The 14,559-nt window shown below is 68.5% G+C and carries 17 protein-coding genes; 12 read left to right on the top strand and 5 right to left on the bottom strand.

Going from position 1 to position 14,559, the window contains the following annotated elements:
- The first annotated feature begins 111 nt into the window (after positions 1–111).
- The 5 genes from WS51_RS02780 (at position 112) to WS51_RS02760 (ending at position 3,618) form a co-directional block, all read left to right on the top strand.
- Complete coding sequence (locus WS51_RS02780; protein ID WP_059450743.1) at positions 112–519, top strand: hypothetical protein; 408 nt, start codon at positions 112–114, stop codon at positions 517–519.
- A 107-nt stretch (positions 520–626) separates the two neighbouring features.
- Entirely contained in the window at positions 627–1,625 is a 999-nt protein-coding gene (locus WS51_RS02775) for a homoserine kinase (protein WP_059450742.1), read from the top strand.
- Positions 1,616–2,425: a BPSS1780 family membrane protein gene (locus tag WS51_RS02770; RefSeq protein WP_059847950.1), complete on the top strand. Its 810-nt coding sequence runs from the start codon at positions 1,616–1,618 to the stop codon at positions 2,423–2,425. Before WS51_RS02775 ends, WS51_RS02770 begins: the two co-directional genes overlap by 10 nt.
- A 167-nt stretch (positions 2,426–2,592) precedes the next feature.
- Positions 2,593–3,045: a MarR family winged helix-turn-helix transcriptional regulator gene (locus WS51_RS02765; protein WP_059450740.1), complete on the top strand. Its 453-nt coding sequence runs from the start codon at positions 2,593–2,595 to the stop codon at positions 3,043–3,045.
- Between the two features lie 153 nt (positions 3,046–3,198).
- Positions 3,199–3,618: an organic hydroperoxide resistance protein gene (locus tag WS51_RS02760; protein ID WP_011658280.1), complete on the top strand. Its 420-nt coding sequence runs from the start codon at positions 3,199–3,201 to the stop codon at positions 3,616–3,618.
- Between the two features lie 122 nt (positions 3,619–3,740).
- Here the strand turns inward: WS51_RS02760 and WS51_RS02755 are convergent, their stop codons facing one another.
- Entirely contained in the window at positions 3,741–3,917 is a 177-nt protein-coding gene (locus WS51_RS02755; RefSeq protein ID WP_069228557.1) for a DUF3563 family protein, read from the bottom strand.
- A gap of 81 nt (positions 3,918–3,998) precedes the next feature.
- Entirely contained in the window at positions 3,999–5,108 is a 1,110-nt protein-coding gene (locus WS51_RS02750) for an extracellular catalytic domain type 1 short-chain-length polyhydroxyalkanoate depolymerase (RefSeq protein WP_059503590.1), read from the bottom strand.
- A 247-nt stretch (positions 5,109–5,355) separates the two neighbouring features.
- On the opposite strand from WS51_RS02750, the gene WS51_RS02745 reads away from it, so the two are divergent.
- The 4 genes from WS51_RS02745 to WS51_RS02730 all read left to right on the top strand — a co-directional run bounded on the left by WS51_RS02745 (position 5,356) and on the right by WS51_RS02730 (position 8,484).
- On the top strand, positions 5,356–6,054 hold the full coding sequence (locus WS51_RS02745; protein WP_059450738.1) for a phosphatase PAP2 family protein: 699 nt from the start codon (positions 5,356–5,358) through the stop codon (positions 6,052–6,054).
- A gap of 136 nt (positions 6,055–6,190) precedes the next feature.
- The gene (modA, locus tag WS51_RS02740; protein ID WP_059503592.1) at positions 6,191–6,988 is read left to right on the top strand and encodes a molybdate ABC transporter substrate-binding protein; all 798 of its coding nucleotides are present in this window, start codon (positions 6,191–6,193) and stop codon (positions 6,986–6,988) included.
- 10 nt (positions 6,989–6,998) lie between these two features.
- The gene (modB, locus tag WS51_RS02735) at positions 6,999–7,676 is read left to right on the top strand and encodes a molybdate ABC transporter permease subunit (protein ID WP_059450865.1); all 678 of its coding nucleotides are present in this window, start codon (positions 6,999–7,001) and stop codon (positions 7,674–7,676) included.
- 106 nt (positions 7,677–7,782) lie between these two features.
- Complete coding sequence (locus WS51_RS02730) at positions 7,783–8,484, top strand: sulfate/molybdate ABC transporter ATP-binding protein (RefSeq protein ID WP_059798755.1); 702 nt, start codon at positions 7,783–7,785, stop codon at positions 8,482–8,484.
- A gap of 192 nt (positions 8,485–8,676) precedes the next feature.
- On the opposite strand, the gene WS51_RS02725 is transcribed toward WS51_RS02730, so the two are convergent.
- The 3 genes from WS51_RS02725 to WS51_RS02715 form a co-directional block, all read right to left on the bottom strand.
- The gene (locus WS51_RS02725) at positions 8,677–9,522 is read right to left on the bottom strand and encodes a TOBE domain-containing protein (RefSeq protein WP_060121220.1); all 846 of its coding nucleotides are present in this window, start codon (positions 9,520–9,522) and stop codon (positions 8,677–8,679) included.
- Between the two features lie 48 nt (positions 9,523–9,570).
- Positions 9,571–11,205 carry a CHAD domain-containing protein gene (locus WS51_RS02720; RefSeq protein WP_059847959.1) on the bottom strand — a complete coding sequence of 545 codons (1,635 nt, stop codon included), beginning with the start codon at positions 11,203–11,205 and terminating at the stop codon, positions 9,571–9,573.
- A gap of 140 nt (positions 11,206–11,345) precedes the next feature.
- Positions 11,346–11,729 (bottom strand): tautomerase family protein, encoded by a 384-nt coding sequence (locus WS51_RS02715; RefSeq protein WP_069228556.1) that lies wholly within the window; start codon positions 11,727–11,729, stop codon positions 11,346–11,348.
- Between the two features lie 109 nt (positions 11,730–11,838).
- On the opposite strand from WS51_RS02715, the gene WS51_RS02710 reads away from it, so the two are divergent.
- The 3 genes from WS51_RS02710 to WS51_RS02700 all read left to right on the top strand — a co-directional run bounded on the left by WS51_RS02710 (position 11,839) and on the right by WS51_RS02700 (position 14,508).
- Positions 11,839–12,696, top strand: coding sequence for a LysR family transcriptional regulator (locus WS51_RS02710; RefSeq protein WP_060295230.1), 858 nt, complete (start codon positions 11,839–11,841; stop codon positions 12,694–12,696).
- Between the two features lie 41 nt (positions 12,697–12,737).
- Positions 12,738–13,661, top strand: a complete 924-nt coding sequence (locus WS51_RS02705) for a DMT family transporter (protein WP_069228555.1) — start codon at positions 12,738–12,740, stop codon at positions 13,659–13,661.
- 67 nt (positions 13,662–13,728) lie between these two features.
- Positions 13,729–14,508 (top strand): sensor histidine kinase, encoded by a 780-nt coding sequence (locus WS51_RS02700; RefSeq protein ID WP_069228554.1) that lies wholly within the window; start codon positions 13,729–13,731, stop codon positions 14,506–14,508.
- The last annotated feature ends 51 nt before the right edge of the window (positions 14,509–14,559 follow it).

Here is a 14,559-nt window from a genome sequence, read left to right as displayed (position 1 = left end):
TACCACGGAACCCGGTCACGCTCATGGCCGCCCGCTTGCACGGCGCGTGCACGCGAGGGCCGGGCCGCGCGCAGTATTTGCTAAAATCGGAAGGTTCACTGGAGACTCATCATGAAGCCGCTCATTCTCGTCGCCGCTGCCGCCATGCTTGCCGGCACGTTTGCCGCTGCCGGCGCCGCCTACGCCGCCGGCGGCACGCCCGACGCCGACGCGCAGGCCCGGGCCGAGGCCAACGAAGCCGCCGGCCTGCCCGATCTCCGCAAGATCAATCGCCCGGCCGCCGAAGTCACGTCGAAAGTCGACTTCGCCGACATCCGCCGCACGCCGAGCTTCCACGAAAAGAGCAAGAACGGCACCGAGGTCACCGAGTATCGCGATCGCGGCAAGCCGGTCGAGATCGACGTGAAGTCGAACTTCGGCACCCGCTACCAGATGAGCTCCACGCTCGACACGTCGCCGAAGCCGCACGACGCGGGGGTTCCGATCACGCGCCTGCCGTCGGTGAATCTGCGCTACTGATTTCCTGCCGCGCCGCGTCGATCCCGACGCGGCGCGCCGGCTTTCCCTTCATCTCCTGTCGCGCCGCACGCCGCGCGCGTGCCGACAACTGACCAGACGCATCTCGCATGGCCGTTTTCACCGCTGTTTCCGACTCCGATCTCGCGCAATGGATGCGCCACTACGAACTGGGCGACGTGCTGGCGTTCCGCGGCATCCCGTCCGGCATCGAAAACAGCAACTTCTTCCTGACGACGACGCGCGGCGAATACGTCCTCACGATCTTCGAAAAGCTGACGGCGGAGCAGCTGCCGTTCTACCTGGATCTGATGCGCCATCTGGCAAGCCACGGCGTGCCGGTACCGGACCCGGTGCCGCGCGACGACGGCGCGCTGTTCGGCGAACTGCACGGCAAGCCGGCGGCGATCGTCACGAAGCTCGACGGTGCCGCCGAACTCGCGCCGGGGGTCGAACACTGCATCGAGGTCGGGCAGATGCTCGCGCGCCTGCACCTCGCGGGGCGCGACTATGCGCGCTACCAGCCGAACCTGCGCAGCCTGCCGTGGTGGCAGGAAAACGTGCCGGCGATCGTTCCGTTCATTTCCGACGCGCAGCGCACGCTGCTCGAGAGCGAGCTCGCGCATCAGGCCGCGTTCTTCTCGTCGGACGACTACGCGGCGCTGCCGAGCGGCCCGTGTCACTGCGACCTGTTCCGCGACAACGTGTTGTTCGCACACGCGGCGCCCGGCACCGGTCATGAAGTCCGCCTCGGCGGCTTCTTCGATTTCTATTTCGCGGGCTGCGACAAATGGCTGTTCGACGTCGCGGTGACCGTCAACGACTGGTGCGTCGACCTCGCGACGGGCGTGCTCGACGTCGCACGCGCGGACGCACTGCTGCGCGCGTATCAGACGGTCCGGCCGTTCACCGCCGAGGAGCGCCGCCACTGGAGCGACATGCTGCGCGCGGGCGCGTACCGGTTCTGGGTGTCGCGCCTGTACGACTTCTACCTGCCGCGCGCGGCGGAAATGCTCAAACCGCACGATCCCGGTCATTTCGAACGCATCCTGCGTGAGCGTATCGCCCACACGCCCGCGCTTCCCGAGACCCATACCGCATGCAACTGATCGAAGTACCCGCGAAAGCGGGCTATGTCTGGTTCCGACAGGGCATCTGGCTGTTCCGCCGGAACCCGCTCGCGTTCATCACGCTGTTTTTCACGTACCTGCTGGCGATCACGCTGGTGTCGATGGTGCCGGTGATCGGTGCGGCACTGCCGCTGCTGTTCATCCCCGGCATCGCCGTCGGCTTCATGGCCGCGTGCCGCGACACGGTGGCCGGCAAGCCGGTGATGCCCACGATCCTCATCGACGGCTTCCGTTCGTACGGCTCCGTGACGACGCAGCGGCTACTCGTGCTCGGCGTGGTGTACGTCGCGCTGATGGTGCTGGTGTTCGCCGCGTCGTCCATCGTGGACGGCGGCGGGCTGCTCACGATGATGCTGGGCGCGACGAACGAAACGACTCCGACGCCGGAAGCGCTTGCCGCGCAAGGCACGCTCGGCGCGCTGCTGCTGGCGACGCTGCTTTACGCGCCGGTCGCGATGTTGTTCTGGTTCGCGCCGGTGCTCACCGCATGGCACGACGTCCCGCCCGCCAAGGCGCTGTTCTTCAGCATCGTCAGCTGCTGGCGCAATCGCGGCGCATTCGTCGTGTACGGCCTGCTGTGGTTCGGCGTTGCGCTCGGCACGTCGTTCGGCCTGTCGCTGCTGCTGCAGGCGCTCGGCGCCGGCGCCTACGTGCTGACCATCATGATGCCGGTGACGATCATCATCGTCACGATGATGTACTGCTCGTTCTACGCGACCTATCGCGGCTGCTTCGGCGTGCAGGAACCCGGGGCCGCGACACCCGCGTCGGGCCGCTGACTCGGGCCATTGACGCAGCTCGGCCGGCGCACGCCGCCGGCCGGCCCATCCCGCCTCCCTGCCAGCCCGGCGGGCAGATCTTCGTAGCGCCCCCTGTTCAATCGAATCCATTGCGCGCAAAATAATTTGCATGCAAATCGTTAGCGCGTGCGCCGCGCACTCGAATCATGGACCGCCTTCCCCCGCTGCCCCAAACGCTCGACGAGCAACTCTGCTTCGCGCTCTATTCGACTTCGCACGCGATGACGAAGACGTACAAGCCGCTGCTCGACAAGCTGTCGCTGACCTATCCCCAATATCTGGCGATGCTCGTGCTGTGGGAGCGTGACGACATCGCGGTGAAGGACATCGCCGCCCGTCTCGATCTCGACCCGGCCACCGTCACGCCGCTGCTTAAACGGCTCGAGGCGCTCGGCTACGTCGAGCGCGTGCGCAGCGCGACCGACGAACGCGTCGTGAACGTGCGCGTGACGGCGGAAGGCCGTGCGTTGCGGCTCAAGGCACGCTCGGTGCCCGCCGATCTCTTTTGCGCGATGCAGCAAACGCCCGAATTCCTGGTCAGGCTGCGCGCGGATCTCCAGCAATTGCGCAACGCGTTGACGGCCGCCAACGAAGGCTGAATCGCGTCGATCGCGAATGAGCCCGGCAGTGCCGGGCTTTTTCTTCAAAATTTCATTTGCACACAAATCATTTGTGCTCTATATTTCGTTCGTGGCCGGCGACAACCGTCCGTCCGGGCCGCTTCCTACCACTCTTCCGACAGGAGCTGCACCATGAACATTCTGTACAAGACCAGCGCCACGAGCACGGGCGGCCGCGACGGCCGTGCGGTATCCGCAGACAACAAGCTGGAAGTGAAGCTGGCCGCGCCGCGCGAGCTCGGCGGCACGGGCGCGGAAGGCACGAACCCGGAGCAGTTGTTTGCCGCAGGTTACTCGGCCTGTTTCCTGAGCGCGATGAAGTTCGTCGCCGGCCAGAACAAGCAGACGCTGCCGGCCGACACGCAAGTCACCGCCGAAGTGGGCATCGGCCCGAACGACGCGGGCGGCTTCGGGCTCGACATCGAGCTGCGCGTATCGCTGCCGGGCCTCGACAAGGCCGACGCACAGGCGCTGGTCGACAAGGCACACCACGTATGCCCGTACTCGAACGCGACCCGCAACAACGTGCCGGTGCGCCTGACGGTCGTCTGACGCGGCGCTCGGCGCGCGACGCGCGACGCCGAATGCAAAAAGGGCGTGTGCGGCTGCTTGCCGCACACGCCCTTTTGCGTGATTCGCCGGACCGGCCGGTGAGCCGGCCCGCGCTGCGCTGCTTAACGCGAGCCGAACGAGAACGGACGGTTCATCGCTGCTTCGCGATCGATCTTGCGCATGCGGAATTCGAGATCGTAGATGTCGGTTGCTTCGGCCAGGTAAGCGTCGGCGCGCTCTTTCGCGGCCTTTTCAGCGTTCTTGGTCAGCATCAGGAAGAGGTGGCTCAGCAGGTACATGTTCGATCTCGCAATCCAAAGGTTCTTTGACTAGGGTTTTCCCGAATTATAGGGAAAACCCTAGTCTTTGGCCAGCGTCGATCAAACAGTGCGTCGTTCGGTCGCCACAGTGCGCCGATTCTGTTCGAAAAAGGACCAGATCATCGCGCTCGCATCGGGGCCGATCGCCGCATGAAACGGCACGGCTTCGTCGCCGCCCGCCCATGCGTGATCGAGCCCTTTTACATGACAGAGGCGCACGATCGACTCGCCGTCGCGTCGCACATCGGTGATGTGGGCGCCCGCCACGCGCGTTTCCACACGCTCGCCGCCGCGCAGTGCGCCACGGCTGTCCGCGAGCCCGTTCACGCGCATGAACTGCACCGTCAGCTGATCCGCATTCTTCGGCGCGACGACATGGTCGCGGTCGCCCTGTACGATCAGCACGGGCATGCCCGGATACGCGGCCGCATCGACCAGCGTGTCGACCACCGCGGCCGGGTTCTCCCGCAGGCCTCGCCGCATCACGTCCATCGCGCTGATGCCTGAATTCGCCTCGCCGAGCGCCGGGCCCGAGTGCAGGGCCGCCGCCGCGAAGCGCTCCGGGTGATGCAGCGCGACGAGCGCCGCGAGGCCTGCGCCGGCAGACAACCCGGCGACGTAGACGCGCGATGCGTCGAAGCCGTGCTCGTCGACGAGCGCGTCGACGAGCGACGCGACGGCATCCGCCTCGCCACGGCCCGCGCGATCGGTATCTTCGTACCAGTGCCAGCAGCCGTGGGCATGCGCGCGTAGCGACTGTTCGGGATACAGCACCGCGAAGCCGTGCTTGTCGGCTAGCAGGTTCATCCGGGTGCCCTGAGCGAACTCGTCGGCCGATTGCTGGCAGCCGTGCAGCATCACGACGAGCGGTAGCGCCCCGCGCCGCCGGCCAGGCGGAACGTAGAGCCCGTAAGCGAGCTGCTGGACCAGGCGGCCGATCGCGGGCGCCATCGGATGTTCGCCGCGCGTCCACTCGCCGGCCGCCCATGCAGCCGCGCGCGGCCGCACGCGCGATTCACGCGGCGGGGAAAGATCGGTAGCGCCGGGCGACGCCGCGGCCTCGAGCGTCTCGCGCGCGATACGCTGCGCGTCGCGCGCCGCACGCTTGGCTGCCGGCGACAGCATGCGTTTCATGCCGCCCAGCCATACCTTCGTCAGACTTTTGGTCATCGATCGGGCTCGCAGTCAGGAAAAAAAGGGATACAGCAATCGGTGCATCATTCGACTTTGTGCAATGCACCATAACATTGTTTCTGGGATTTTTCCTGCACGCGGAGAGTTCCCCACGGCGCAAAAAAGGGCCTCGAGCACACGCGGCGCTATACTGGGGCCTGGCCGCTTGTATCCGTTGTAGTCGTTCTTGCCGGTTCGCGCGTTGATTTAAGCATTCGTCCCGCCTCTGTTCGCTCCCCTTCCGATGTTCGACCTGCCCTCTCACCTGTGGATCACGATCACCGCGTTCGGTGGCGCCGGCCTGACCTTGCCGCTCGCGATCACGATCGCCGTGTGGCTCGCGCTCGGCTATTCATGGCAGCGCGCGGCCGCGTGGCTCGGCGTGCTCGCCGCCGCGATCGGCGTCGTCGCGCTCACGAAGATCGCATTCCTCGGCTGGGGCGTGGGCATCCGCGCATGGGACTTCACGGGATTCAGCGGCCACGCGATGCTGTCGACATCGGTCTATCCCGTCGCGATCTTCCTCGCGCTGATCCGCACGCGCACGCCGGTGCGGATCGCCGGCATCGCGCTCGGGCTCGCGGCCGGCGTCGCGGTCGGCGTGTCGCGCGTCGCGCTCGACGCGCATTCGCCGTCTGAGTCGATCACCGGCTGCATCGTCGGCGCGATCGCCGCGCTGGCATTCATTGCGGGCTCCTGGCACGCGGTGCCGCACCGCTGGTCGGTGCCGGCGGTCGTCGCGAGCCTCGCGCTCGTCACGGTCGCGCTGCACGGCATCACGGTGCCGTCGCACCGCTGGGTCACGCGGGTCGCGCTGGAACTGTCCGGGCATGAACGGCCGTTCGTCCGCGCCCGCTGGAAAGCCAATCCGAATTACCGGCCGGCATCGCAGCCGTCGTCGCTGCACCGCACCGGATCGTCGCAGCCGTTGCTGCACGCGTGACGGGCCGCGCCCACTTCATTCCCGTCGTCTTTCAGGTCTGAAGATCTTCATGCACGCCGTCGCATGAACGGTATGTCGAGCGTTATAACCCGCCCTATATTACGATTACGGTTTCAACCATTCGAACGACCACACCATGCGCTCGACCGTCCGCCCGCTTCGCCGCACCCTGCTCCGACTGCTGCCGCTCACCGCGCTTGCCGCCGGCATCGCGTTCAGCGCGCCGGCATCCGCTGCCGACGAGCTCGTGGTGTCGGCGGCCGCAAGCCTGACGAATGCGTTCAAGGCGGTCGGCGATGCCTACCAGAAGCAGCATCCGGACACCAAGGTGCTGTTCAACTTCGGCGCGTCGGACGTGCTGATGCAGCAGATCGCCAAGGGCGCGCCGGCCGACGTGTTCGCATCGGCCGACCAGAAGGCGATGGATCGTGCGATCGGCGAAAAGGTCATCGTGCCGGGCACGCGCCGCGATTTCGCGGCGAACTCGCTCGTGCTGATCGTGCCGGCCGACAGCCACGCGCCCGCGCCGACGTCGCTGAACGACCTGACAGCACCCGGCGTGAAGCGGATCGCGTACGGCGACCCGGCGTCGGTGCCGGTCGGCCGCTACACGGAAGGCGCGCTGCGCGCGGCAGGCGTGTGGGACGCCGTCAGTGCAAAGGGCGTGCTGGCCGCCAACGTGCGCCAGAGCCTCGATTACGTCGCGCGGGGCGAAGTCGACGCGGGCTTCGTGTTCGGCACCGACGCGGCGATCATGCCGGGCCGCGTGAAGGTGGCCCTGACCGTGCCGACGCAAACGGCCATCACCTACCCGATCGCGGTGGTCAAGGACAGCCGCCATGCCGCACAGGCGCAATCGTTCATCGATTTCGTCACGTCGCCGCAGGGCCAGGCCGTGCTGGCGACGTTCGGCTTCAAGCCCGCGGGCAAGTGAGCACGGCATGATGCAGGACGCCTGGGTACCGCTGCTGTTGTCGCTGAAGGTCGCCGGCTGGGCGACCGCGCTCGACATCGTGCTCGGCGTCGCCGCCGCGTTCATGCTCGCGCGCTGGCGCTCGCCGCTGCGCGACGTGGTCGATTCGCTGCTGACGCTGCCGCTCGTGCTGCCGCCGACGGTGCTCGGCTATTACCTGCTCGTGCTGCTCGGCCGACGCGGCGTGTTCGGCGCATGGCTCGACACGCTCGGCATCCAGCTCGTCTTCACGTGGCAGGGCGCGGTGATCGCATCGATGGTCGTCGCGTTTCCGCTGATTCTGAAATCGGCGCGCACGGCGTTCGAAAGCGTCGATCCGCACCTCGAGCGCGCGGCCCGCACGCTCGGGCTCGGCGAAGCCGCAGTGTTCTTCCGCGTGACGCTGCCGCTCGCCGCGCGCGGCATCCTGGCCGGCGCGCTGCTCGCCTTCGCGCGCGCGCTCGGCGAATTCGGCGCGACGCTGATGATCGCCGGCAACCTGCCCGGCCGCACGCAGACGCTGTCGGTCGCGATCTATGCGGCGGTGCAGGCCGGCGACGACAACACGGCCAACTTCCTCGTGCTGGTGACGTCGATCACCTGCGTGCTCGTGCTGCTCGCGACCGGCTGGCTCGTGCCGTCGCGCGCCGGGCGGAGCCAGTTGACATGACGCGCCCGCCGCATCCGTACCGCTGCACGTCGCGGGTCGACGCTAAGCGCCTTCCGGTCGCACGAGCGGCGTCCCGCACGCGCGGCACGGCACGACGGAGGCCCGCATGAGCATCGCCGTCGACATCCGCAAGACTTACGCGAATGCGGAGCGCCGCTTCACGCTCGACGTGTCGTTTACGGCCAATACGCAGCGCGTCGTGCTGTTCGGGCCGTCCGGCGCGGGCAAGAGCATGACGCTGCAGGCAATCGCCGGGCTGCTTGCGCCCGACGAAGGCACGATCGCGCTGAACGGCGAACCGCTGTTCGATTCCGCGCGCGGCATCGACGTGCCGGCCCGTGCGCGCCGCGTCGCGTACCTGTTCCAGGACTATGCGCTGTTTCCACACCTGAACGTGCGCCAGAACATCGCATTCGGGCTCACGTCCGGCCTGCGCAATCCGCGTGCGAAAGCCGTGCCGCCCGAAGTCGCGTACTGGCTGCAGGCGTTCGAACTCGACACGCTCGCCGGGCAATTCCCGTCGCAGTTGTCGGGTGGGCAGAAGCAGCGCGTCGCGCTGGCCCGCGCGCTGGTCGCGCAGCCGCGCATCCTGCTGCTCGACGAGCCGTTCGCGGCGCTCGACGGTGCGATGCGCCAGCGCATGCGCCACGAGCTGGCCGAACTGCAGGCGCGGCTCGATATCCCGATGGTGCTCATCACGCACGACCCCGACGACGTCGCCGCGTTCGGCGACCAGGTCGTGCAATTGAGCGAAGGACGCGTGCAGGCCGCCACGCCGCACGCCGAGTGGCCGACGCGCGTCACCTGATCGCGCAGACGCAGTGGCCAGAGCAGCCACGTTCGAACCTGAGAGAAGCCGCACTGGCGGCACAAGCGGAAAGCGGGATCGAAGCCGGCGCCTCGCGCATCGTGGGCGGCGCCGGTTTCGCCTCGTGTGCCCACGATCGTCGCGGAGCGCGCCGCGCGCCGCGCCGCAGGGCCACCACACCGCCTCGCGCGATCAGCCCGTCACCGCGAGAATCACGCTCGATGCCTTGAACAGCGCGATCGCACGCCGGCCGGCGTCGAGTTGCAACGCGCCGACGCTATCGTTCGTCACGACGGCCGTGAGCGTGCCACCGCCGTCGAGCGCCAGCGTCACCTCGCTGTTCACCGCGCCCGCCGCGACGGTTTCGACCGTCCCGCGCAACTGGTTGCGTGCGGAAATCTTCAGAGATGCTTCGGCGCCACCTTCATCGTCGACGGCCAGCACGACCCACGACGCCTTGACGAGCGCGCACGCATCCGCGCCCGGTTGCAGGCCGAGCGCCTCGGCGCTTTCGTGCGTCAGCACCGCGACGATCAGCTGCCCGCCGGGCAGCACGAGCGTGACCTCGTCGTTCACCGTGCCGCGCACGATCGACTCGACCTTGCCGAACAACTGGTTGCGCGCGCTCGTCTTCATCCCGATCCGGCCGATCAGGGCCCAGTCGACGTCGAAACCGGACACCGCCGCGCTCGCGGCGTCGATGAAGCGGCGATGCTCGCGCTCGATCGTGCGGAACGCGGCGATCAGCGACGTCGCGCGCGGCGTCAGCGTCGTGCCGCCGCCGCCCTTGCCGCCGGTCGAACGCGTGACGAGCGGCTCGCCGGCCAGGTTGTTCATCGTATCGATCGCGTCCCACGCGGCCTTGTAGCTGAGGCCGACGGCTTTCGCCGCGCGCGTGATCGACCCGGTGTCGCCGATCGCCGCGAGCAGCGCGATGCGCGTGGCGCCGCCGAGCGTCTGCTCGCCCGCGCGCAGCCACAGTTCGCCGCCCAGTTCGAGCGGTCCGGCGGAAGAGGAAGGAGGCGACGCGTCGCTCATCGGTCTGTCTGAAGAAAACGGGTGGCCATTATAGTGAGCGTGCGCCGCTCAACGCGGCGGCTTGCCGTCCAGCTTCGGCGGGCGCAGGCTCGCGAGCAGCGTCTCGGCGTCCCGCGCCGCGCGTTGCTCGAGCGCGGCACCGTAGCCGCGCACGAAACCGATCTGATAAGCGGGCGCCGCCAGTTGCTCGAGATGATGCAGCGCGACGATCGAGTCGTTCGCCTCGCCGAGCACGCTCTGCACGCGCGCGAGCGTCTTGACCGTTTCGTTGCGCGTGCGGCGCGAGGCCAGCGACGCGAAGAATTCGAGCGCGTAGCGCAGCCGCTTCGCGTCGATCCGCACCTGGTGCCGCGCAGCCGTGTCGAGCGACGTGAGCGACGGCGATGCATACAGGTGGCCGAACAGCCGCCGCACGCGCTTGGTTGCGTGACGTCGCAGCGGCGGTGCGTCGTCGTCGGCATCGGCCGGCGGCAGCGCGAGCGCGCTCAGCCACTCGAGCCAGCCGAGCGTCAGTCGCGCATAGCGCGCCGAATGCAGCGCCTGGCGCAGGTCGACGCGCGCGGCCGCCGCCTGTACGCGCGCGGCGTCGAGCGTGCCGTCCCAGTCTGCGCTGCCGCCGTCGGCCGCGATCAGCGCGGGCAGGCTCTCGGTCGAGAACACGTCCCAGTCGCGCACCGTGCCGAGCAGGGCTGCCAGCCAGCGCAAGTCGACACCGAACGTGTCCTGCCATCGATCGTCCGCGAAACGCGGGAAAAAGCGCATCAGCGTACGCAGCCGCCGCAGCGCGACGCGCATCTGGTGCACGAATTCGGGATCGTCGCGCTCGAGCACGCCGGCCTCGTTACCGAGCCATTGCGCGGCGATGTCGCCCGACAGCGCGAACAGTGCGGCCCGCTGCGTGCGGATGCCGGTCAGGTCGACGGGTTGCGCCTTGATCGGCCCGGCAACGGCTGGCTCGCCCGCGCACGCGCGATCGATCACGCTGGCCAGCTGCACGAACGCGGGCCATGCGCCGCTCAGCTCGCGTGCGGCGGCGAACAGCGCGCGCAACGCGGCCGTGCGCGCGGCGACGGTTTCCCAGTCGGGCGCCGCGAGCCGCAGCTCGACATGGCGGCGCGGCGGCTCGGTGCCGCCATGCAGCGTGACGTCGTCGAGCGTCATCTCGACCACCACGCCGCTGTCGTCCGCCCAGCGCCCGCGCCGCCGCTCGCTGACGAGCCGCAACGGCGCCGGCGCGGACGTTGCGGCGAGCACCGCCTCATCGACGGCACCGGCCGTCACGCGATCGCCATCGCCCGTGGCCTGCGACGATTCCGCATCGGCGGCCTGCACAGGCGCGGGCGTGGCCACCGCAATGTCCGCATGCTCTGCATCGAACAGTTCGCGCTCCACGACGCCGGGCGCAAATGCCTTCGTGCGCGACGCGACGACCCGGCGCCCCTGCGCGGTCGTTTCGATCCACGTCCACCAGCACTCGCCGGGATTCGGCTCGGCTTCCTCGACCTGGCACGGCTCGATCGTCACGCGCTCGTGGCCGCGCCGCATCCGCACCTGCGGGCAAATCCGCCACGCGCGAACGAGTTCGGCGCCGAAGTCGCGCTGCTCGCCGCGGGCCCGGCTTCCCGCCTTGACCGGCCAACCTTCCAGCGACAGGCACAACACGATTTCCAGCACACGCGACATGGAGGCTCCCGCACATGAAGAATCGCCGGCGCATGATCCACGCCGGCGTCGCCAATGAAGCAGCTTCCATAGTACACGCCCCAAAAACGCGCAGGAAACGATCTGGCCCTGTCGCGCCTGTCGCGCATCAAAGCGACGTATCAGACGGCGTATTGCGCGATGCCGTTGCCGAACGACCAGTCCTCCTTCAGCACTTCGACGAGACTGATGAATACGTCCTGCGGCCGCACGCCGGGCTCGCGTACGAGGTTCTCGACGATGGTCCGATACAGCGCCTGCTTCTGCTCGAGCGTGCGTGTGTTGTTCGCCGTGATCTGGATCATCACGAGATCGTCGCTGCGTTCGATGTCGAGGTAGTGGCGGCCGAACACGAAGTTCTCGGCCGAATGCTCGGTCACGACCATGAAGATGTCGTCCTCGGGCACGTTGAACGTGTGCATCAGCGCGCGATGCACGCCGTCGACGAGCGCCGCACGGTAGGCGGCCGGTTTGCCTTCGCGCACTGCGATACGGGTGAACGGCATGGTCTGCTCCTTTCGGTGACATGGAAAAAATGGAAACGCCACGTCAGGTTAGGCGCGCAGAACTATAATGAACAGTCATTGTTCAATATTTCATTCATTTACATTTGAAATGAAAGTCCTCGACCTCGATGCGGTGCGGGCGTTCGTGCTGGTCGCCGATCTCGCGAGCTTCACGCGCGCCGCCGACGCGCTCGGCATCACGCAATCGGCCGTCAGCCTGAAGCTGAAGCGGCTCGAAGCGCACCTGGGCAAGCCGCTGCTCGCGCGCACGCCGCGCGTCGTCAAGCTGGCCGCCGACGGCGAGAACTTCCTGCCGGCCGCCCGCGCGCTGCTCGACGCGCACGATCACGCGCTCGGCGCGATTTCGGCCGGCACGCACCGTCTGTCGCTCGGTGTCAGCGAGCACGTCGCCGTGCCCGACCTGCCGGCCGTGCTGACGAGCCTGCACCGGCAGGATCCCGGGCTGTCGCTGGAAATGCATCTGGGGACGTCGACGAATCTGCTCACGCAATACGATGAACGGCGCCTCGACGCAGCGATCGTGCGACACGAACCGGGCGAGGACCCGCCGCGCGACGACGGCACGCTGCTGTTCACCGAACCGCTCGCGTGGCTCGCCGCGCCCGACTGGACGCCCCGCGCCGGCGAGCCGCTGCCGCTCGCGGTGCTCGCCGGGCCGTGCGGCGTGCGGGCCGCCGCGCTGCGCGCGCTCGAGCATGCCGGGCGGCCGTGGCGCGAGCGATTCACCGGCGGCGGTGTCGCAGCGGTCACGGCGGCCGCCGCGGCCGGGCTCGCGGTCTGTCCGCTGGCCCGGCGCGTCGCGCCGCGCACGCTGGTCGACGTCGGCGCGAAATTCGGCTTGCCGCCGCTGCCGCACTCGCAGGTCGTGCTGTATTCGCGCGTGCGCGACGCCCGCGCGGCGGCCGCGCTGCGAAGGTTTTCCGACAGCCTTGCAATCTCGGCGTAAACTGACCGGTTTCGCCGTTCGCAATCTTCCGAAGAATTCCGATGAAGCCCGAAGCCCGCAAGCACCTCCGTGCCAACCTGCTGATGCTCGCCGCCGCCGCAATCTGGGGCTCGGCGTTCGTCGCGCAACGACTGAGCCTCGACGTGATCGGGCCGTTCCTGTTTACGGGGCTGCGCTTCCTGCTCGGTGCACTCGTGCTGATTCCGCTGCTGGCGTTCAACGCGGGCCCGCGCGCGCAACTCGCGGCGATTCGGCGCGAGCCGGCGCTGCTCGCGCCCGGCCTCGCGCTCGGCGGGTTGCTCGCCGTGTCGATCTCGCTGCAGCAGTTCGGCCTTCAGTACACGCGGGTCGCGAACGCCGGCTTCATCAGCTCGCTGTATGTCGTGATCGTGCCGCTGATGGGTGTGTTCGTCCGCCACCGGATCGGCGCCGGCACGTGGTTCGGCGCGCTGCTCGCGGCGATCGGGCTGTACTTCCTGAGCATCGACGAGCATTTCTCGGTGCTCTACGGCGACTGGTTCCAGCTCGTGGGCGCCGTGATCATCGCGGCGCACGTGATGGCCGTCGGACATTTCGCGAAACGTCACGATCCGCTCGTGCTCGCGTTCCTGCAGTTCGTCGCGTGCGGCGCGCTCTGCCTCGCGGTGGGCCTCGCGATCGAGCCGGTCAGCGTCGCGATGCTGGGCAGCGCGCTGCCGACACTGCTGTACGGCGGGCTGCTGTCGGTCGGCGTCGGCTATACGCTGCAGGTCGTCGCGCAACGCGATGCGGCGCCCGCGCATGCGGCCGTGATCTTCAGCATGGAAGGCGTGTTCGCGGCCATCGCGGGCTGGGCCGCGCTCGGCGAGACGCTGACGCTGCGTGCGCTGCTCGGCTGCACGCTGATGCTGGCCGGCCTGCTCGCGTGCCAGTTGCTGCCGAACGGCGACGCGCGGAAAAAGGACGAGGACGCGCTGCCGGCGTGACGCGCGCGATCCCTATAATGGCGGTTCGCGTGTCTTTCATGCCAACCGCTTCCGACAGGCCAGCTCCGTGACGCCCCATCCCGTCGATCCCGCCGCCGACCTCCTGCGCGAACGCGCAGCGCACTATGCCGCCGAAGCCGCGCTGTTCCTGCGCGACCAGGCGTTGTCCACCGCATCGCACGACCTGCGCAGCCCGCTGAACGCGATGCACAGCTGGGCGTACGTGCTCGAGCGCCAGCTCGCCAATGCCGACCCGAACCTGCAGCGCGCGCTCGCCGGCATCCGCGCGGGCATCGACCAGCAGGTCGCGCTGATCGACGACGTGCTCGACGCGCCGCGCGCGGCAACGCGCACGCTCGCGATCGCCGCGCAGCCGTTCGCGCTGCGCCCGCTGCTCGACGACACGCTCGCGCTGGTGCGCTTCGCGCTCGCCGACGCTCGGCAGGTGGCCGTCGACGCGACGCTGCCCGACGGCGAGCCGTCGCTGAGCGCCGATCGCGAACGCATCGCGCAAGCGCTCTGGACGATGCTGACGACCGCCGTGGAAACCAGCGCCGCCGGCAGCCGCGTGACCTTCACGTGCACGCGCGACGGCGCGCTGTGCGTCGCGCGCGTTTCCTGCGACGTGAACGCCGGCGCCCTGGCCGATCCGACGCTGCCGCACGTATTCGAGCCATTCGCCCGCCGCGAGATGCTGCGCGCACGTGACGCGAAGCGCGTCGCGTGGACGCTCGCGCTCTGCCAGCGTGTCGCGCTCGCGCACGGCGGCTCCTTCACGCACACGCCGTTCGCCGACGGCTCCGCCGTCACCCTCTCCCTCTCCGTCCCCTGTGAGGCGCCGGTGTAAGCGATCGGCCGCCCGAATCATTACATTTCCCTTTCCGGCCCTATACTGATG

It is taken from the genome of Burkholderia territorii, assembly GCF_001718335.1.
Taxonomy (GTDB): domain Bacteria; phylum Pseudomonadota; class Gammaproteobacteria; order Burkholderiales; family Burkholderiaceae; genus Burkholderia; species Burkholderia territorii.
This window is presented reverse-complemented; position numbering and strand designations above follow the sequence as displayed.

Bases quoted from the DNA above. Each gene is read 5' to 3' on its own strand.
- WS51_RS02780 (WP_059450743.1), top strand. From the start codon at position 112: ATGAAGCCGCTCATTCTCGTCGCCGCTGCCGCCATGCTTGCCGGCACG.
- WS51_RS02775 (WP_059450742.1), top strand. From the start codon at position 627: ATGGCCGTTTTCACCGCTGTTTCCGACTCCGATCTCGCGCAATGGATG.
- WS51_RS02770 (WP_059847950.1), top strand. From the start codon at position 1,616: ATGCAACTGATCGAAGTACCCGCGAAAGCGGGCTATGTCTGGTTCCGA.
- WS51_RS02765 (WP_059450740.1), top strand. From the start codon at position 2,593: ATGGACCGCCTTCCCCCGCTGCCCCAAACGCTCGACGAGCAACTCTGC.
- WS51_RS02760 (WP_011658280.1), top strand. From the start codon at position 3,199: ATGAACATTCTGTACAAGACCAGCGCCACGAGCACGGGCGGCCGCGAC.
- WS51_RS02755 (WP_069228557.1), bottom strand. From the start codon at position 3,917: ATGTACCTGCTGAGCCACCTCTTCCTGATGCTGACCAAGAACGCTGAA.
- WS51_RS02750 (WP_059503590.1), bottom strand. From the start codon at position 5,108: ATGACCAAAAGTCTGACGAAGGTATGGCTGGGCGGCATGAAACGCATG.
- WS51_RS02745 (WP_059450738.1), top strand. From the start codon at position 5,356: ATGTTCGACCTGCCCTCTCACCTGTGGATCACGATCACCGCGTTCGGT.
- modA (WP_059503592.1), top strand. From the start codon at position 6,191: ATGCGCTCGACCGTCCGCCCGCTTCGCCGCACCCTGCTCCGACTGCTG.
- modB (WP_059450865.1), top strand. From the start codon at position 6,999: ATGCAGGACGCCTGGGTACCGCTGCTGTTGTCGCTGAAGGTCGCCGGC.
- WS51_RS02730 (WP_059798755.1), top strand. From the start codon at position 7,783: ATGAGCATCGCCGTCGACATCCGCAAGACTTACGCGAATGCGGAGCGC.
- WS51_RS02725 (WP_060121220.1), bottom strand. From the start codon at position 9,522: ATGAGCGACGCGTCGCCTCCTTCCTCTTCCGCCGGACCGCTCGAACTG.
- WS51_RS02720 (WP_059847959.1), bottom strand. From the start codon at position 11,205: ATGTCGCGTGTGCTGGAAATCGTGTTGTGCCTGTCGCTGGAAGGTTGG.
- WS51_RS02715 (WP_069228556.1), bottom strand. From the start codon at position 11,729: ATGCCGTTCACCCGTATCGCAGTGCGCGAAGGCAAACCGGCCGCCTAC.
- WS51_RS02710 (WP_060295230.1), top strand. From the start codon at position 11,839: ATGAAAGTCCTCGACCTCGATGCGGTGCGGGCGTTCGTGCTGGTCGCC.
- WS51_RS02705 (WP_069228555.1), top strand. From the start codon at position 12,738: ATGAAGCCCGAAGCCCGCAAGCACCTCCGTGCCAACCTGCTGATGCTC.